Raw genomic sequence first — 17,060 nt, forward strand, 5'->3', positions numbered from 1 at the left:
GCCCGTGCGAGCCGACGCCGCCGGCACCGCACGGGTCCGAGCGCGCATGCCCGAGCGATGACTAAGCTTCCCGCCGTAGCGTCGTAAGGGAGGACCGCAGCGGGCATGTCGAATCCATCAGGGCCTGACCAGCCGGAAGAACATCCGGAGGGATCGGACGCCTCGGACGTTCACGCCTCCGAGAACCCCCAAAGCGGCGACGCTTCGCCGACGGAGGAGGCCCAAGACGGGGCCGAACCGGCCACCGAGGTGATCGAACCGCACGCCGATCACGAACCCGCGACCGAGGTGATGTCGACCGCCCAACCCGCGACCGAGCCGGCGGTGGCCGTCAACGAGGGCGAGCGCCGGTTCACCGCACCGTCCGGGTTCGACGCGGGCACGACGCAGCGGATCGACACCCCGACCGAACCGGCAACCGAGGTGTTCGCCTCCCCCGGCCAGAAACCCGTTGCCCCGCAGGTCATTCCGCCACGGGGTGAAGCGCCCAGGCCGCCGCAGCAGCGCCGTAGCTGGGGTTGGGTGGTGGCCGTCGTGCTGGTCATCGCCGCGCTCGTGGCGATCGCGGTGCTGGGCACGGTGCTGTTGACCAGGGATTCGACGCCGAAGGCGTCGCAGGAGGAGATGGTCCGCAACACCATCTCCGACTTCGACAGCGCGATCCAGAGCGGCGATCTGGCGAAACTGCGCAGCATCACCTGCGGGAGCAAGCGGGACAGCTACGTCAGGTACGACGACAAGACCTGGGCGGAGATCCATGAACGAGTCGCGGCCGCAAAGCAGTATCCGGTGGTAGCGAGCATCGACCAGGTGGTGATCAACGGCGACCACGCCGAGGCGAACGTCACCGCCTTCATGGCGTACGCCCCGCAGACCCGCTCGACGCGCAGCTTCGATCTGGAGTTCCGCGACGACCAGTGGAAGATCTGCCAGGCGCCTCAGTGATCACCGGTCGGCGGTGACCGAACGGCCGGCGCTGTGCAGATCCCGGCACGCCTCGACGACGCGTTCGGTCATCGACGCCTCGGCCTTCTTCAGATAGCTGCGCGGATCGTAGGCCTTCTTGTCCCCGACCTCACCGTCGATCTTCAGCACGCCGTCGTACTTGGTGAACATGTGCGCCGCGACCGGTCGGGTGAAGGCATATTGGGTGTCGGTGTCGACGTTCATCTTCACCACGCCGTAGCGCAACGCGTCCTCTATCTCGGACTTGAGCGAACCTGAGCCGCCGTGGAAGACGAAATCGAAAGGCTTTGCGTCCGAATCCAATCCGAGCTTGGCTGCGGCGACCTTCTGCCCCTCGTCGAGGATCTCGGGCCGGAGTTTGACGTTGCCCGGTTTGTACACGCCGTGCACGTTGCCAAACGTCGCCGCCAGCAGGTAGCGGCCGTGTTCGCCCGCGCCCAGCACCTCGACGGTCTTCTCGAAATCCTCGGCCGTCGTGTACAGCTTGTCGTTGATCTCGTTGGCGACGCCGTCCTCTTCGCCGCCGACGACGCCGATCTCGATCTCCAGCACGATCTTCGCCGCCGCGGCGTCCTTCAGCAATTCGCGTGCGATCTCGAGGTTTTCGTCGAGCGGGACCGCCGAGCCGTCCCACATGTGCGAGTGGAAAAGCGGCTGCCCACCGCCGGAGACCCGTTGTTGCGAAATCGCGAGCAGGGGGCGCACGTAGGTGTCGAGCTTGTCCTTGGGGCAGTGGTCGGTGTGCAGCGCCACCGTGACCGGATACTTATCGGCGATGACGTGGGCGAACTCGGCCAGAGCGACCGCACCGGTGACCATGTCCTTGACACCGAGACCGGACGCGAATTCCGCTCCGCCCGTGGAGAATTGGATGATCCCGTCGCTGCCGGCGTCGGCGAAGCCCTTGATGGCGGCGTTGATGGTCTCCGATGACGTGCAATTGATCGCGGGAAAGGCGTAACCGTGCTCCTTGGCCCGGTCGAGCATTTCCCCGTACACCTCGGGCGTTGCGATGGGCATGAGCCCTCCTCTTGCCGGTTTCGGTGATTATCCCACCGCGGCGGCCGATTCACATGGTCAAGACCATGCGGTACCGCGCGCGGCCCTCCTCCATCGCGGCGAAGGCCTCGGCGGCCTCGGCCAGCGGTCGCTCCTCGATCCTGGCGCGCACCCCGCTCTGCACGGCGAAGTGCATGGTCTCTTCGACATCGCGCGAGGTGCCCGACGGGTGGCCGCTGACACTCAACCCGTCGTTGATCAACTGGATCGGGGCGATCGGCAGGGGGTCGGCCGTGACGCCGATGATGACGAGCTCACCCTGGGGAGCCAGGCCGCCGACGGTGTCGGCCATCGCCTGCGAATTGGCGGCAGTCGCCAACACCACCGCGGCACCGCCGAGGTCCTTCAGCGCCGCGGCGACATCGACGGCCCTCGAGTCGATGTAATGGTGGGCGCCCAGTTCGCGGGCGTCGGCCTCCTTGTCGGCACCGCGCGCGATCGCCACGGTTTCGAAGCCCATCGCCCGTGCGAACTGCACGCCCAGGTGGCCGAGGCCGCCCACACCGAGCACGGCCACCAGGTCGCCGGATTTCGCCCTCGTCTGGCGCAGGCCGTTGAAGGTGGTGACGCCCGCGCAACCCATCGGCGCGGCCTCGGCGAACGACAGTTCCTCGGGAATGCGCGCGAGCGCGGTGACGGGCGCGACCATCGATTCCGCGTAACCGCCGGGGTAGTGCCAACTCGGCACCTGCATGCGTTCGCACTGCATGAACTGGCCCTTGCGACAGGGCACGCAGCGGTTGCAGTTGCCGCCGAACCATCCGACGGCGACGCGATCACCGACGGCGAAGTCCTCGACGTCCGGGCCCACCTCGGCGACGGTCCCGGCGACCTCGTGGCCCAGCGTGATGGGCCAGTTCAGGTTGGGGAAACCGCCGGCGACGAAACCGTGGTCGGTGCCGCACACACCGCACGCCGCGACGGCGATCCGCACGTGCCGCGGCGGGGGCGGCGTCGTCTCGACGTCGGAGAGGGTGAGAGAACCGCCGACGGATTCGACGAGAACCGCCTTGTGAGTGGGCATAGACAGACATTAGTGACGAACGACGGCCGGGCGCATCCCCTGCGCGCGGGCGGACCGTCGTCGCGACGCCGGTATCTTGGTGAGCCATGACCACCTCGGCCCTCGCGGCGACCGACCGGCTGGCGCTCATGCCGGATTTCCTCGATCCGATGACGCTGCTCGGTTACTTCGGCACGTGGGCTCTGGTCGGGCTGCTGGTGGTCATCTTCGTTGAGTCCGGGGTGCTGTTCCCGGTCCTGCCGGGTGACTCGCTGCTGTTCGTGGCGGGCATGCTGGCCGCGGGCACGGCCGCGCTGGCCGAGGGTGGTGGCGACGTCATCAACTTCCAGCTTTGGCAGTTGCTGGTGTTCATCCCCGTCGCCGCGATACTCGGCGGTCAGGTGGGGTACTGGATCGGGCGCAACGTCGGTACCGCGATGTTCAAGCCCGACGCCCGATTCCTCAAGCAGAAGTACCTCGACGAGGCTCACGTGTTCTTCGAGCAGCGGGGACCGTTCGCGATCGTCATCGCGCGATTCGTGCCGATTGTGCGCACACTCGCACCGATCACGGCGGGCGCGGCCAGGATGAGCTACGCGGCGTTCACATTATTCAACGTGATCGGCGCCGTCGTGTGGGGCGTCGGCCTGACGCTGCTCGGCTACTGGCTCGGCCGGTTCGAGGTCATCCAGAAGCTGCTCGAACCGATCGTGGTCGCGATCGTCGTGGTCTCGGTGCTGCCGATGTTCATCGAGTGGTACAAGCGGCGGCGCGCGGCCAAACGAGCCGACATCGCGACGCCCCCGCTGGAAACCGGCGAGCAGGGTTAACGACCGGGCCGGCTGCTCTCGAGTGCTCGGATCAAGCTGGCCGCATCCCACGGACCCTTGTGCCGCTTGCCGTTGACGAAGAACGTCGGCGTCGAGTTCAGGTCCATCAGCTCCGCGTCCTGCGCATCGTCCTGGACGTGGTGCAGCACCGCCGACGGGTGCACGCGCACGTCCTGGTCGAATCGCTCGATGTCGCAACCCGCAGCCACGGCGTAGCGGTACATGTCCGACCACTCGAGGTCGTCCTGGTGGCCGAACAGTTCGCGGGCCATCTCCCAGAACCTGTCCTGCAGCGAGGCCGCCTCGCTCGCCCGTGCGGCATCGAAGGCCCGGGGATGGGCGCGCTCCAGCGGTAGATGACGCCACACGTAGCGCAGTTCGCTGCCGAAGTGCGCGCGCACCTCGTCGATCGCCCCGGTCGCCCGGCTGCAGAACGGGCACTCGAAGTCGCCGTATTCCACGAGCGTCAGCTGGGCGTCGGGCTCACCCTTGATGTGGTCGCGGTCCGGATCGATCGGCCTAAGCAGCTTCAGCCCGACCGGCTCCGGCGGGCTGAGCCAGTCGGTGAGACGGAAGATCAGCCAACCCACGAGGAACGCGACCACCGATGCGATCAGCACACCGATGATCGCCTGCTCTTTGCGACCAGGATCGTCGATCGCGATGTCGACGATGAAAAGCGAGATGGTGAAACCGATTCCGGACAGCGCGGCACCGCCGGCGATCCGGCGCAGGGCCAAGCCGGGCGCCAGCGCACCCAACCCGGTGCGTTGCATGAACCATGTCGCGGCGGTGATGCCGACGAACTTGCCGAACACCAGGCCGGCGACGATGCCCCACGTCAGCGGCGAGCGCAGCGCCGCCGAAACGCTCTCGGCGTCCAGTTGGACACCGGCGTTGACGAGGGCGAACAGCGGCAGCACCAGAAACGACACGTACGGGCCGACGCTGGTCTGCAGCCGTTCGTTGATCGAGATCGAGTCCCGCAGACCGCGAGTCACCTCACGGGCGTAGCGCGAGTTCGGCGACTGCCGGAACGCCCGGATGCGCGCGACGACCTCCTCGACCTGGCTGCGCTCGGGCGAGTACACCGGGATCAGCAGCGCCACTGCCACGCCGGCCAGCGTCGGGTGCACTCCGGCCATGTACATGCTCACCCACAGCGAGAAGCCGAGCGCGGCGTAGGCGGGCCCGCGCGCGGCGGGCAACAATCGCACCGACGCGATGGCCGCGATCAGCGCGATGGAAATGACCAGCGGCACAACGTCGATGCGGTCGGAGTAGAACAGCGCGATCACGCACAGCGCGCCGACGTCGTCGACGACGGCCAGCGTCAGCAAGAACGTCCGCAACCGGGACGGGAACATCGGCTTGATGATCGCCAGGGCGCCGATCAGGAACGCGGTGTCGGTGGAGATCACGACACCCCACGCCTGCGCGTTGTCACCGGAGGGGTTGAACAGCAGGAAGATCGCCGCGGGCACCGCAAGACCGGCGATCGCCGCCACCACGGGCACCGCCGCGCGTGCTCGGTCGGTGAGCTCACCGATGGCGAACTCGTGCTTGACCTCCAGGCCGACGATGAAGAAGAAAAACGCCATCAGGCCGTCGTTGACCAAGTGTTTGACGGTCAACTCGAAACGGCTTTCGGCGAAGGTGAACCCGACGTGGGTGTCGAGCAGCGTCCAATAGCTGTGTGCCCACGGCGAATTCGCCCACAGCAGCGCGGCGAGCGTGAAGAGCAGCAGCAGACCGGCCGCGGTGTTCTCGCTCGTCTTGGCGGATTTGGCGTCGCTGGTGAACCGAGCGGGCAGCAGGCGGGCGATCCGCGGGCCGGTCTCTGTGCTCACGCCCCGGCCACCGCGTGCGCGGCTTCCATCAGCATCCACCCCGACAACTGCACCGACAGGTCGCGCTCGGGCACCTCCGAGGCGTTGACCGCTCCCTCCACGAACTGCGCCTGCCCACCGGCGGCGGTGGGGATCTCGGCGGTGCGGTCCCAGAACGCGCCGAACAGCGGCATCCCGTCGACCACCTGACGGTTCTGCCATGCTGCCTCCGCCGAGGCCAGCACCAGCGAGCGGGCGGTGTCACGCGCCGCGGAGTCCTCGTCGCCGTTCTGCGGCAGCGTGGTGGCCGTCAGCGCGAGGTAGCGGGCCAGGATGCCGTTGAACAGGCCCCCGTCTCCGCCGCCCGCGCCCTTGATGACGCCGTCGGTCGCCATGTTCTCGGCGATCGCGGCCACCAGGCGGTGCACCCGGGTGGCGTGCTCGGCGTCGTCGGTGCGCGCCGCGAGTTCGGTTTCCAGGCCGAGCACCACGCCCTGGCAGTAGGTGTACTGCGCGCGCACGAGCGAGCCGCCCTTGATGCCGTCGAACACCAGATGGGTCTCGGGGTCGATCAGGGTCTCGTCGATCCAGTCCGACATCTGCTGCGCGCGGCGCAACCGGTCGTAACGCGCCAAAAAGATCGCGGCCGGTCCGTTGGCGGGCGCGTTGAAGAACTGGTCCTGCTTGCGCCAGGGGATGCCGCCGCCGTCCTCGGGCACCCACGCGTTGACGAACTGGTCGCAGAGTTTCTTCAGCGCCTTGGGCCGCTCGACCGACGCGAGCGTGGCCGCCCGTTCCAAGGCCAGCGCCAACCAGGCCATGTCGTCGTAGTAGCTGTTGACCCAGGACAGGCTGTTGCGCAACCGGTGTGCGCGGATCTGGCGCGCTATCGCCTTCTGGCGTTCGGGCCGCGGATCGCGCACTTGGGCGTCGACGAGATTGTCCAGCAGATGCGCCTGCCACCAGTAGTGCCATGTACCGAACAGCCGGTGCTGCCGCGTCGCCGGCCAGGCGACGACGCCCAGCTGGGTGCCCGGCAGGCCCCACAGGCGTCTGACGTGTCGCTTGGCGACCGCGGCCTCAGCGCTGGCTGCGCGATTGGCCCAGAGCTGATCCATGGTGTCGATCCTGCCCTACCAGGCCGCGGAAAGGTCCCCGTGTTGTGTGATCCAGGTGTGCATGGCGATGCCCGCGGCGACGCCGGCGTTGATGCTGCGCGTGGAGCCGAACTGGGCGATGGACACGGTCATGGCCGCACCCGCCGTCGCCTCGGGTGTGATCCCCGGCCCCTCCTGGCCGAAGATCAGCAGGCAGTTCCGCGGCAGCGGAGTGGTCTCGAGGCGCACGGCCCCCGGCACGTTGTCGACGGCGACGACCGTCAGCCCCGCGTCGGCGGCGTACGCGAGCAGCGCGGCGGTGGTGTCGTGGTGGCGCAGCCGTTGGTAGCGGTCGGTGACCATCGCGCCGCGGCGGTTCCACCGGCGCCTGCCGACGATGTGCACGGTGTCGACCGCGAACGCGTTCGCGGTGCGCACCACCGCGCCGATGTTCGCGTCGTTGCCGAAGTTCTCGATCGCGATGTGCAGCGCGTGCCTGCGAGTGTCGATGTCGGCGACGATCGCGTCACGCCGCCAATAACGGTATGCGTCAACGACATTGCGGGTGTCGCCGTCGCGGAGCAGCTCGGGGTCGTAGCGCGGGTCGTCGGGCGGCGGTCCCTGCCACGGGCCGACGCCGGGCCCCTCGCCCCATTCGGTGGGCCCCGGTTCCAGCGGTTCAGTCATCCTTCGTCCACAGCGCGGCGTGGGTGCCGATGAGCGAAACCGTCGCGTACAGCAGCGCGTTGTTGATCTCGCCTTGGGTGCACAGCGATGCCTTCACCTGCACGGAGTCACGGGAGGCGTCGGGAAGCACCAGAATCGAGGCGCCGTAGACGTCGCACGCGTGGCTGAGCCCCGGCGGGGGCAGCGTCGGAGCGACCAGCACCATCGCGGGGCCCCCGCGCTGCTGCGAGACCTCACGGTATTGCTCTGCCAGCCCGCTGATTTCGAGCCCGAGCAGCATGTAGCCGTTGCCGGTGAACGCGCCCGGGTCGCCCAGGACCGTGGGGTCGAGCATGGCGCCGTCGCCGCGGAAGGCGTCGAGGCTCGTGGTGCGCAGCGACAGTCCGGTGTCGTTGTCCCTGACTGCGGGCAGCCCGACGGGGAACGCGGCGGGATGGGCGACGGTGGTGCCCGGTGTCCGGTCGCGTGGCGAGTACGCGTACACGCCGCGTACCTGCACCTGGTCGCGCGCCGGTCCGATGCACACGGTGCCGGTGAGGCGATCGGGGGCGGGGGCCGAGAGAGGTTGCAAGTCAAGGTTTGTCACGTCGCGACAGCTACCGAGCGCGTTGGCCTCGATCGGGTGCGCCAGGGCCCCGTACAGGCCGAAGCGGATGTCCTCGGGTTTGGCGTGCGGCCCGCCGGCCTCCGAGGGCGAGGCGTCGACGTCGAAGAGCGCGTAGTCGCCCTCGAAGCGAAGGTTCGACACCGACATGTTCCAGCCCAGCGTCGCCAGCGATTCGCCGATGGTCGCGGTTTGCGCGGCGTAGGGATGGGCCGACGCGTCGTCCTTGGAGCATGCGGATGCCGCGATGACGAGGACCGCGGTCAGCACCGCGATCAGCGTGCGCACGTATTCGGTGCCCTATGTCCGGCCACGGCCCCTACCCACGATTTTGGTCATGGCGCGCACCAGGTTTCGCGGCACCACGCGGCCGCCGGTGGTGAGCACCTTGTACTGGACCCCGGGCACGATCACGACCTTGCCTTTGGCGACGTCGGCCATCGTCTCTCGGACGACGTCGTCGACCTCGAGCCAGAACCACGACGGCGTGCCGTCCATGTCGATGCCCGCACGCTGGTGGAACTCGGTGCGGACGAAGCCCGGGCAGAGGGCGTGAACCCCGACCCCGGTGCCGCCCAGGCCGTTGGCGAGGCCCTCCGAGAACGCGATCACCCACGCCTTGGACGCCGAGTACGTCGAACCGCGCCCGGGCAGCAACCCGGCCACGCTGGCGACGTTGATCACCGTGCCGCGCCCGGCGTCCAGCATCGGGGGCAGCGCAGCATGCGTCAGCTGCATGACGGCGGTGACGTTGACGTCGAGCTGCGACTGCAGCAGCGAGAAGTGCGAGCTCCAGAACTCCCCGGAGGTGCCGAACCCGGCGTTGTTGACCAGGACCTGCACGCCCTCGGCGAGCCGGTCGGCCACCTTCGCCCGATCGGAGGCCTCGGCCAGGTCGGCGGTGAGCACCTCGACGGCCGCTCCAGCTTCGTCGTGCAGTTCGGCGGCCAGGCGCTCGAGCCTGGCGCCGTCGCGGGCGACGAGGACGAGATCATGGCCGTCGCGGGCGAACCTGCGCGCGAAGCCCGTACCGATGCCGGACGTCGGTCCGGTGATCAGGGCGACGGGGCGAGACATGGGTTCAGGGTACTTCCCGCGGTCGCGAGCCCCCGCGCCGCCGGAAGGGAGCGATTACCGCTGGTAGTGCGGCGACTGCCGGCCGTTTCGCGACGGCGGTTGCCGCCTGGCGTCCGGGCGAGGAGGTGGTTGCTGCGGATAACGCGCGGCTTCGGGCCGTGGCGGAGCGTCGGGTGCCGGCTCCCCGCGGCCTGCCGCCGGGGTGAGTGGACGGCTCGGCGATCCGCTCCGCCGGGCCAACGCGCCCTGGCTGCTCTGGCTGGCCATCGCCTGCGGGGTCGGCGGCAGCACGCGCAGCAGATCGTTGAACTGACGCACGGTGCGCAGACCCTCGTCCCACTGCGCGCGGGTGCTGGTGACCGGCATCGAGACCAGCGTCCAGTGCTCCTCGTTCCACATGATCTCGGCGCAGTCCGGTGCGGTGTGGGCGAAGGTCACCATGCGCCGGTCGCACGCGCGCCGCGCCGCGTCGAGGTTGGTGGAGTACACCATCCGCGGGCCGATCGCGCCGAGCAGCCAGATGTCGTTCTCGCGCGGCTCCTTGATGCCCTTGAGCCGCAGGTCGACGACCACATTGGTGCCGACCTTGCGGTGCAGCGCGATCACCGTCGCGACGTCCTCGAGGTCGAAGATGAACACCGCCTCGCCGCGGATCTGGCCGAGCACGACGTTCTTGGCGCTGACGTCGCCGACGGTCGACATCACCCCGCGCTTCCAGCGCTTGACGATGTCGTGCGATTCGTGTTCGTAGTCGAAGCCGTGCGACTTCGCCCACGACTTGCGCCGGCGGCCCAGCCCGCGTCGACGGTCGATGTCGACATACAGCAGCACGGCCGCGCCGACGAAGCACAGCGCGGACAGCGTGAACCAAAGCGGGACCATTGCGTCCTAGCCTACTTGCAGGTAGCCCTCAAATCCGAACTCGAGCGGATCACAGCCCCATCACATAGCGTCCAACGGCCCCGGCCGGCCCGCGATGCCGCGCTCAGCCGCCGGGGAAACTGGCCGCGGCCAACTCGAGGATCTCGGCGCGGTCCGCGGCCAGGATGAAACCCTCCTCGATCGTCCTGTCCAGCGCCGCGGTGAAACGTTCGAGGTAGTCGGCCTTACCGCCGGGATAGAGCCTGCCCAACGCCTCGTCGCCGAAGACCTCGCCCGAGCCGAAGATGAACGACATCGAGCTCTCGCCGGGAGCAAGCCCCGAGAGGCGAGCGGTCGGCACGTCCACCCAGGGCGTGCGGACGCCGCCCCTGGCAAGACCGTTGGCGTCGAGTTCGGGCGTCACCGGGTCGGATCCGGTCAACGCGATCGGCGGCGCCGAGGACGCGGGCCTGCCGGTGCGCACCCAGTCGTTCAGGTGGGCGACCGCGGCCTGCAACACATAGTGGTGCTGTGGCCCGAAGTTGATGTTGTACGAGAGCTTCTCGCCCATGAGCTCGTTGGTCGGCGCGAATGCCGCCGCGAGGTCGGCCAGCGGTGCGCACCCGCTGTCCATGACACTGCCGATGATCGTGTAGTTGTCCGCGTGGGCGGCACCGGGTATCTCCCAGGTCCGCAGCCGGTCGTGATCGGGTTGGCGCACAGCGTGATACCCCACCCGAAAGCCGCCGACCAGGTCGGTCTCGGTGATGAACGCCAGGACCGGGACGCGGGGGTCGGGCCGGAACGGGACAGCTTGCTGGGTTGACTCGTCCCCCTCGAACAGGTTCGCGCCGTCCAGCGGCGCGCTGGTACCGAACCGCGAGTGCACGAGGAATCCGTCGTACACGGCGGCGTCCGGATCGATCTCGTTGATGTAGGTCGACAGGAAGACGGCCGATTGCGACTCCCCGACACCGAGCACGATCTGCGGGCGCAGCCCGTCGATGGCGCCTTCGCGGACCAGGCGCCCCACCTGCGTGTAGATGTCGTAGGAGTACTCGTCTCCCGGATGATGCAATCGCGAATAGCGTTCGGGATCCTGTGTTTTCAGCGACATGTCGATGCCGACCAGGCTCGTGCCGCCCTCGACGCCCACCCGTTGGGCCGACACCCCCACGTAGGCGTAACCCGAGCGGGCGATCTCCCGATGCGCCATCAACCACACCGCGGGGGTATCCAACCCACCGCTGACGTTGAGCCATTCGACGATCACGGCGCCGTTGAACAGCGCGGGATCGACCGGGAGCACGACCACGATGCGGGTGGTGTAGTCGGCCGTGGCGTCGGTCGCATACGACCTGGCGGTGCCGGAGACGAAGAACTCCTCGGCGCCGTAACCCAGCGTGGCCAGGTCGTATGCCCCGAGGAGCAGGTTGGGCTTACCGGGAACGGATGTGATCACGTCCCCATCTTGCGGCTTCGGCGTGCTCGTTCACGTCAAAGCGAACGAGCACGCCGAAAACCCTTCTCAGCCGAGGACCAGCGAGTCGCCGTCCGGGCTGACGTTGACGGGCACGATGTCGCCGTCGTGCACGTCGCCGGCCAGCAGCAGCTTGGCCAGCTGGTCGCCGATGGCCTGCTGGATCAACCGGCGCAGCGGGCGGGCGCCGTACTGCGGGTCGAATCCGCGCTGTGCCAACCACCGCTTCGCGGGCAGCGACACCTCCAGGGTGAGGCGGCGCTGCGCCAGCCGTTTGGCCAGCTGCTCGAGCTGGATGTCGACGATGTGGACCAGCTCTTCGGGGTTGAGCCCGTCGAACACGATCACGTCGTCGAGGCGGTTGATGAACTCGGGCTTGAAGGCCGCGCGCACCGCCGCCATCACCTGCTCCTCGGTCCCGCCCGCGCCCAGGTTGGACGTCAGGATCAGGATCGTGTTGCGGAAGTCGACCGTTCGGCCCTGGCCGTCGGTCAGCCTGCCCTCGTCGAGCACCTGCAGCAGCACGTCGAACACGTCCGGGTGGGCCTTCTCGATCTCGTCGAACAGGATCACCGTGTACGGACGCCGGCGCACCGCCTCGGTCAGCTGACCGCCCTGGTCGTAGCCGACGTAGCCCGGAGGCGCACCGACCAGGCGGGCCACCGAGTGCTTCTCGGCGTACTCGCTCATGTCGATGCGGACCATCGCCCGCTCGTCGTCGAACAAGAACTCCGCCAGCGCCTTGGCCAGCTCGGTCTTACCGACGCCGGTCGGGCCGAGGAACATGAACGAGCCCGTGGGCCGGTTCGGGTCCGCGACGCCCGCGCGGCTGCGACGCACCGCATCCGAAACCGCCTGCACCGCCTTCTTCTGGCCGACGACCCGCTTGCCCAGCTCGTCTTCCATCCGCAGCAGCTTGGCCGTCTCGCCCTCGAGCATCCGGCCGGCCGGGATACCGGTCCACGCCGACACCACATCGGCGATGTCGTCCGGGCCGACCTCTTCCTTGAGCATCAGATCCTCGCGCGCCTCGGCTTGCGGCAGCGCGGCGTCGAGCTTCTTCTCGACCTCGGGGATGCGGCCGTACCGAAGCTCGGCGGCCTTCTCCAGGTTGCCGTCGCGTTCGGCCCGATCGGCCTCGCCGCGCAGCGCCTCGAGCTGCTCCTTGAGCTCGCGGACGATGTCGATGGCGTTCTTCTCGTTCTGCCAGCGGGTGGTCAACTCCGCGAGCTTCTCCTTGTGGTCGGCGAGCTCGGCGCGCAGCTTCTCGAGGCGCTCCTTGGAGGCGGCGTCCTCTTCCTTGGCGAGCGCCATCTCCTCGATCTCCAGCCGGCGGACCAGCCGCTCGACCTCGTCGATCTCGACCGGCCGCGAGTCGATCTCCATGCGCAGCCGCGACGCGGCCTCGTCGACCAGGTCGATCGCCTTGTCGGGCAGGAAACGGGCTGTGATGTAGCGGTCGGACAGCGTCGCCGCCGCCACCAGCGCGGAGTCGGTGATCCGCACACCATGGTGCACCTCGTAGCGGTCCTTCAGCCCGCGCAGGATGCCGACGGTGTCCTCCACCGACGGCTCACCGACGAACACCTGCTGGAAACGTCGTTCCAGCGCGGCGTCCTTCTCGATGTACTTGCGGTACTCGTCGAGCGTGGTGGCACCGACGAGCCGCAGCTCGCCACGGGCCAGCATCGGCTTGATCATGTTGCCTGCGTCCATCGACCCTTCGCCGGTCGCGCCCGCACCCACGATCGTGTGCAGCTCGTCGATGAACGTGATGATCTGGCCCGCCGAGTTCTTGATGTCGTCGAGCACGGCCTTGAGCCGCTCCTCGAACTCGCCGCGGTACTTCGAGCCGGCGACCATCGAGCCCAGATCCAGGCTGACGACGGTCTTGTCGCGCAGGCTTTCCGGCACGTCGCCGGCCACGATGCGCTGGGCCAGGCCCTCGACGATCGCGGTCTTACCCACGCCGGGTTCACCGATCAACACCGGGTTGTTCTTGGTGCGCCTCGACAGCACCTGCACGACACGACGAATCTCGTTGTCGCGGCCGATGACCGGGTCGAGCTTGCCCTCCCGCGCGCGGGCGGTCAGATCGGTGGAGTACTTCTCCAGCGCCTGGTACGTCCCCTCGGGATCCGGGCTGCTGACCCGGGCGCTCCCGCGCACCTTGACGAACGCCTCGCGCAGGGCCTGCGGCGAGGCGCCGTGGCCGGTCAACAGCTTCGCGGTGTCCGAGTCGCCGGTGGCCAGGCCGACCATCAGGTGTTCGGTCGAGACGTACTCGTCGTCCATCTCGGTCGCGAGGTTCTGGGCGGCGGTGATCGCGGCCAGTGCCTGCGGAGAGAGCTGCGGCTGCGAGGCCGCGCCGCTGGCGCTGGGCAGGCGGTCGAGGAGCCGCTGCGTCTCCGCGCGAATGGTCGCGGGTTCAACGCCGACGGCCTCGAGAAGGGGTGCGGCAATGCCGTCGTTCTGCGTCAGCAGTGCCATCAACAGGTGGGCGGGGGTGATCTGCGGGTTGCCCGCAGCCGTGGCCGCCTGCAACGACGCGGTCAGCGCCGCCTGAGTTTTGGTCGTCGGGTTGAACGAGTCCACGACACCTTCCCTTTCTTAGGTACGTGAGCTTGGCAAAAATGCTTGTCGCATACATCAACGTCGTCAATCTTGAGTCTGTTCCGCTCAAGTCTAGTCAATTTCTCTCGCCTCCCGCACGCACTTCTCGACAGACCGGACAACACGCCGCGCAGCTGTCACAATTTTCACAGCTGTATCAGCGAGGCTGGACGCATGCGTCGGCTTATCGCGATACTCGCGGGCTTCGCGGTGAGCCTGAGCGGGGTCGCACCGACGGCGTCGGCCGTTCCCGCGGCCTCGGTCAGCGACGAGGATCAGGTCCGCGCCGTACTCGACGGGATGAACGGCGCCTACAACCGCGAGGACTTTGCATCGTTCGCCGCGCACGTCTGCGCGCCGATGCGCCTGTCCGCGGGCTTCGCGGCCGAGTGGTACGCCAACCGGCGGGCCGACGGTCCGACGCAGATCACCGTGAGCTCGGTGAGGGTCGCCGGCGAGCCCAGCCTGACGGCCGCGGCCACGGTTCGGTTCGCGGCCGCCAACAAAGCCGAGGCCAAGATCTTCGACATCGACTTCCTGCGCGAAGGCAGCGAGTGGAAGGCCTGCCGGTACCACCCGGCGCGAGCCATCTGATCGTGACGGATGGCGACACCGCCGCGACGGTCATCATCGGCCAGCGGGTCCGTGCCGGTAAGGATGCGGCGTTCGAACGGTGGCAGCAGGACCTCAACCGCGAGGCTTCCCGATACACCGGCTTCCTCGGCGCCGAAATCCGCTCGCCCACCGCCGTTCAGCCGGAATGGGTGGTGATCTATCGCTTCGATTCGACCGCCCATCTTCAAGCGTGGATCAACAGCGCCACGCGGCAGAGCCGGCTGACCGCGGGTGAGGAGCTCTTCGACGGCCCGGCCACCCAACAGGTCGTCGGCGGCCGCGCCGCAGACGGCGATGCGCTGGTGACCGTCGTCGTCAGCCACCGGGTCCGCGCCGATCAGGTAGATGAGTTTCTCGCTTGGCAGGACCGGCTTCGACTGGCCGAGAACGAGTTTCCCGGCTTCCGCGGCAGCGAGCTGTTCCGCCCGGTGGCCGGAGTTCAGGATGAGTGGACCGCCATGTACCGCTACGACACCGCAGCGGACCTCGACCGGTGGTTGGTCTCGAAGAAGCGTCGCGACCTCCTCGCCGAGGGCGAGCAGTTCTCCGATTTCAATCTGCGCACCATCGACCACTCCTTCGGGAGCTGGTTCGCCTTCGACGAGCATGGCAAGCAGGCCCCACCACCGACGAACCTCAAGACATCCATCGCGGTGTGGGTCGGGCTGTACCCGACAGTCATGCTGCTCACCATCGCGCTGTCACCGCTGAGGCTGCCGCTGTGGTTGAACATGCTCGTCGGAAACCTGTTGTCGAGCCTGCTGATCAGCTTCATCGTCATGCCCTACTACGTGAACCCGCTGCTGAAGCACTGGTTGCGCCCACCGCCGAACGCGCCCGTCGCACGGACCAACCTTCGGGGCGTCGGCACCATCGTCGTCGCGATGTTGTTCTGGGCGCTGATATTCCACCTCGCGTCGGTCGTCTTCTGAAACGCCACTGAGGCAGAAACCAGCGACGCGCGGAGTGCATGCGGCGTAAGAACCGCACCGGCAGCGGGCATTCCGCTATGTTCGGCCTCGTGGACAAGGGATCGTTGCTCACCGAACTGATCCCGTTGGCGTTGGTGGTGGCGCTCTCACCGCTGTCGATCATCCCCGCGGTGCTGGTACTGCACACCGCGCGGCCCCGCCCGACGAGCCTGGCGTTCTTGGCCGGATGGCTGATCGGGTTGGCGGTGCTGACGAGCATCTTCCTTCAGGTGTCCAGCCTGCTGGGTGGCCGCGAGGGCCGACCACCGGGATGGGCGTCGTGGCTACGGATCGTGGTCGGCGCCGCCCTCATCGTGTTCGGGTTGTATCGCTGGTTCACCCGCAAGAAGGCATCGCACAAGCCGCGCTGGATGGAGGGCTTGAGCACGCTGACCCCACTACGCGCGGGCGGCACGGGGATGCTCTTGACCGTCGCCAACCCCAAGGTCCTGTTCATTTGTGCCGCAGCGGGTTTGGCTATCGGCACCGCCGGCGGTCCCCGCGACGACTGGGTGGCCGTCGCATGGTTCGTGATCGCGGCCGGTTCGACGGTCGCGCTGCCGATCCTGGCCTACGCGGTCTCCGGCGACCGGCTCGACCGACCGCTGGCCCGGCTCAAGGACTGGATGGACCGCCAGCACGCCGTCCTCATCGCGGGCATCCTCGTCGTGATCGGTCTCATGGTGTTGTACAAGGGCATTCACGGGTTATGACCCGCCGAGCTCCGGTAGCCCGAGCTCGGCGGCATCGGCGGTCAGGTACCGCGTCACCGTCGGCGCGAGCAGCCGTACCAGGTCGTCGTCGGGCAGCGTCGCCAACGGCGGGATCTTCATGACGAAGCGCAGCACCGCGGTTCCCACGAGCTGACTCGCCGCCAGCAGCGCACGCAGCCGGGCCTCTTCCCCTCCGCCGAGCTCGGCGGACACCGCGCTCAGCACGTGATCCTGCATGAACCCGCGGAACGCCTCGTGCGCGTCGGGATTCGAGGTGGCCGACTGCAACATCGCGACCATCGTCGGGCCCGACTCCGGTGACTGCCAGATCCGCAGGTACGTACGAACCATGCGGGTGCCGATGTCGGGGTCGTCGTCCGGGCCGCCGGCGAGCGCGGAGACCAGCGCGCCGGGGGTGACGACGAGGTTGAGCGACTCGCGGAACAGCTGGGCCTTGGAGCCGAACAGATAGAGCACCATCGACGGGTCGACATGGGCGTCGCGGGCCACCGCGCGCAGCGTCGTCTTCTCGTATCCCTCGGCACCGAAGCGCTTGCGCGCCGCCGCGAGCACCGCGTCGCGCGAAACCGGCTCGCCCTGTCGCCGGCCCCTGCGCCGGACTGTTTTGGCTGGTGACGCCATACCCCGAGGCTAT

16 protein-coding genes are annotated in these 17,060 nt (G+C 68.2%); 5 read left to right on the plus strand and 11 right to left on the minus strand.

Annotation, left to right across the window (positions count from 1 at the left end; genetic code table 11):
* Positions 1-105 precede the first annotated feature (105 nt).
* Positions 106-945 carry an Rv0361 family membrane protein gene (locus tag A5752_RS25425; protein WP_067091847.1) on the plus strand — a complete coding sequence of 280 codons (840 nt, stop codon included), beginning with the start codon at positions 106-108 and terminating at the stop codon, positions 943-945.
* Here the strand turns inward: A5752_RS25425 and fbaA are convergent, their stop codons facing one another.
* Positions 946-1,986 carry a class II fructose-bisphosphate aldolase gene (fbaA, locus tag A5752_RS25430; protein ID WP_067091849.1) on the minus strand — a complete coding sequence of 347 codons (1,041 nt, stop codon included), beginning with the start codon at positions 1,984-1,986 and terminating at the stop codon, positions 946-948.
* Between the two features lie 49 nt (positions 1,987-2,035).
* Entirely contained in the window at positions 2,036-3,049 is a 1,014-nt protein-coding gene (locus tag A5752_RS25435) for an alcohol dehydrogenase catalytic domain-containing protein (protein WP_067091851.1), read from the minus strand.
* A gap of 86 nt (positions 3,050-3,135) precedes the next feature.
* On the opposite strand from A5752_RS25435, the gene A5752_RS25440 reads away from it, so the two are divergent.
* Positions 3,136-3,858 (plus strand): VTT domain-containing protein, encoded by a 723-nt coding sequence (locus tag A5752_RS25440; RefSeq protein WP_067091853.1) that lies wholly within the window; start codon positions 3,136-3,138, stop codon positions 3,856-3,858.
* Here A5752_RS25440 and nhaA read toward each other — a convergent pair.
* The 8 genes from nhaA to clpB form a co-directional block, all read right to left on the minus strand.
* On the minus strand, positions 3,855-5,708 hold the full coding sequence (nhaA, locus tag A5752_RS25445; RefSeq protein ID WP_067091855.1) for a Na+/H+ antiporter NhaA: 1,854 nt from the start codon (positions 5,706-5,708) through the stop codon (positions 3,855-3,857). The genes A5752_RS25440 and nhaA overlap by 4 nt on opposite strands.
* On the minus strand, positions 5,705-6,805 hold the full coding sequence (locus A5752_RS25450) for a glycoside hydrolase family 76 protein (RefSeq protein WP_067091857.1): 1,101 nt from the start codon (positions 6,803-6,805) through the stop codon (positions 5,705-5,707). The genes nhaA and A5752_RS25450 overlap by 4 nt, the downstream gene beginning before the upstream one ends.
* Before the next feature lie 15 nt (positions 6,806-6,820).
* Entirely contained in the window at positions 6,821-7,471 is a 651-nt protein-coding gene (locus A5752_RS25455) for a TrmH family RNA methyltransferase (RefSeq protein ID WP_067091859.1), read from the minus strand.
* Entirely contained in the window at positions 7,464-8,363 is a 900-nt protein-coding gene (locus tag A5752_RS25460) for a hypothetical protein (protein ID WP_067091861.1), read from the minus strand. The genes A5752_RS25455 and A5752_RS25460 overlap by 8 nt, the downstream gene beginning before the upstream one ends.
* A gap of 12 nt (positions 8,364-8,375) precedes the next feature.
* Positions 8,376-9,152, minus strand: coding sequence for an SDR family NAD(P)-dependent oxidoreductase (locus A5752_RS25465; protein WP_067091863.1), 777 nt, complete (start codon positions 9,150-9,152; stop codon positions 8,376-8,378).
* Positions 9,153-9,206: 54 nt separating this feature from the next.
* Positions 9,207-10,034: a trehalose monomycolate transport factor TtfA gene (gene ttfA / locus A5752_RS25470; RefSeq protein WP_067091865.1), complete on the minus strand. Its 828-nt coding sequence runs from the start codon at positions 10,032-10,034 to the stop codon at positions 9,207-9,209.
* 103 nt (positions 10,035-10,137) lie between these two features.
* Entirely contained in the window at positions 10,138-11,475 is a 1,338-nt protein-coding gene (locus tag A5752_RS25475; protein ID WP_067091867.1) for an alpha/beta hydrolase domain-containing protein, read from the minus strand.
* Between the two features lie 66 nt (positions 11,476-11,541).
* Positions 11,542-14,088 (minus strand): ATP-dependent chaperone ClpB, encoded by a 2,547-nt coding sequence (clpB, locus tag A5752_RS25480; protein WP_067091869.1) that lies wholly within the window; start codon positions 14,086-14,088, stop codon positions 11,542-11,544.
* 192 nt (positions 14,089-14,280) lie between these two features.
* Here clpB and A5752_RS25485 point away from each other — a divergent pair, with 192 nt between their 5' ends.
* The 3 genes from A5752_RS25485 to A5752_RS25495 all read left to right on the plus strand — a co-directional run bounded on the left by A5752_RS25485 (position 14,281) and on the right by A5752_RS25495 (position 16,405).
* On the plus strand, positions 14,281-14,700 hold the full coding sequence (locus A5752_RS25485; protein ID WP_231983516.1) for an Rv0361 family membrane protein: 420 nt from the start codon (positions 14,281-14,283) through the stop codon (positions 14,698-14,700).
* Entirely contained in the window at positions 14,700-15,653 is a 954-nt protein-coding gene (locus tag A5752_RS25490; protein WP_067091967.1) for an antibiotic biosynthesis monooxygenase, read from the plus strand. The genes A5752_RS25485 and A5752_RS25490 overlap by 1 nt, the downstream gene beginning before the upstream one ends.
* Before the next feature lie 89 nt (positions 15,654-15,742).
* Positions 15,743-16,405, plus strand: a complete 663-nt coding sequence (locus A5752_RS25495) for a GAP family protein (protein WP_231983517.1) — start codon at positions 15,743-15,745, stop codon at positions 16,403-16,405.
* Here the strand turns inward: A5752_RS25495 and A5752_RS25500 are convergent.
* Complete coding sequence (locus A5752_RS25500) at positions 16,400-17,047, minus strand: TetR/AcrR family transcriptional regulator (protein WP_067091873.1); 648 nt, start codon at positions 17,045-17,047, stop codon at positions 16,400-16,402. The genes A5752_RS25495 and A5752_RS25500 overlap by 6 nt on opposite strands.
* Between the last annotated feature and the right edge of the window lie 13 nt (positions 17,048-17,060).

Source organism: Mycobacterium sp. 852002-51961_SCH5331710 (assembly GCF_001665535.1).
Classification (GTDB): Bacteria; Actinomycetota; Actinomycetes; order Mycobacteriales; family Mycobacteriaceae; genus Mycobacterium.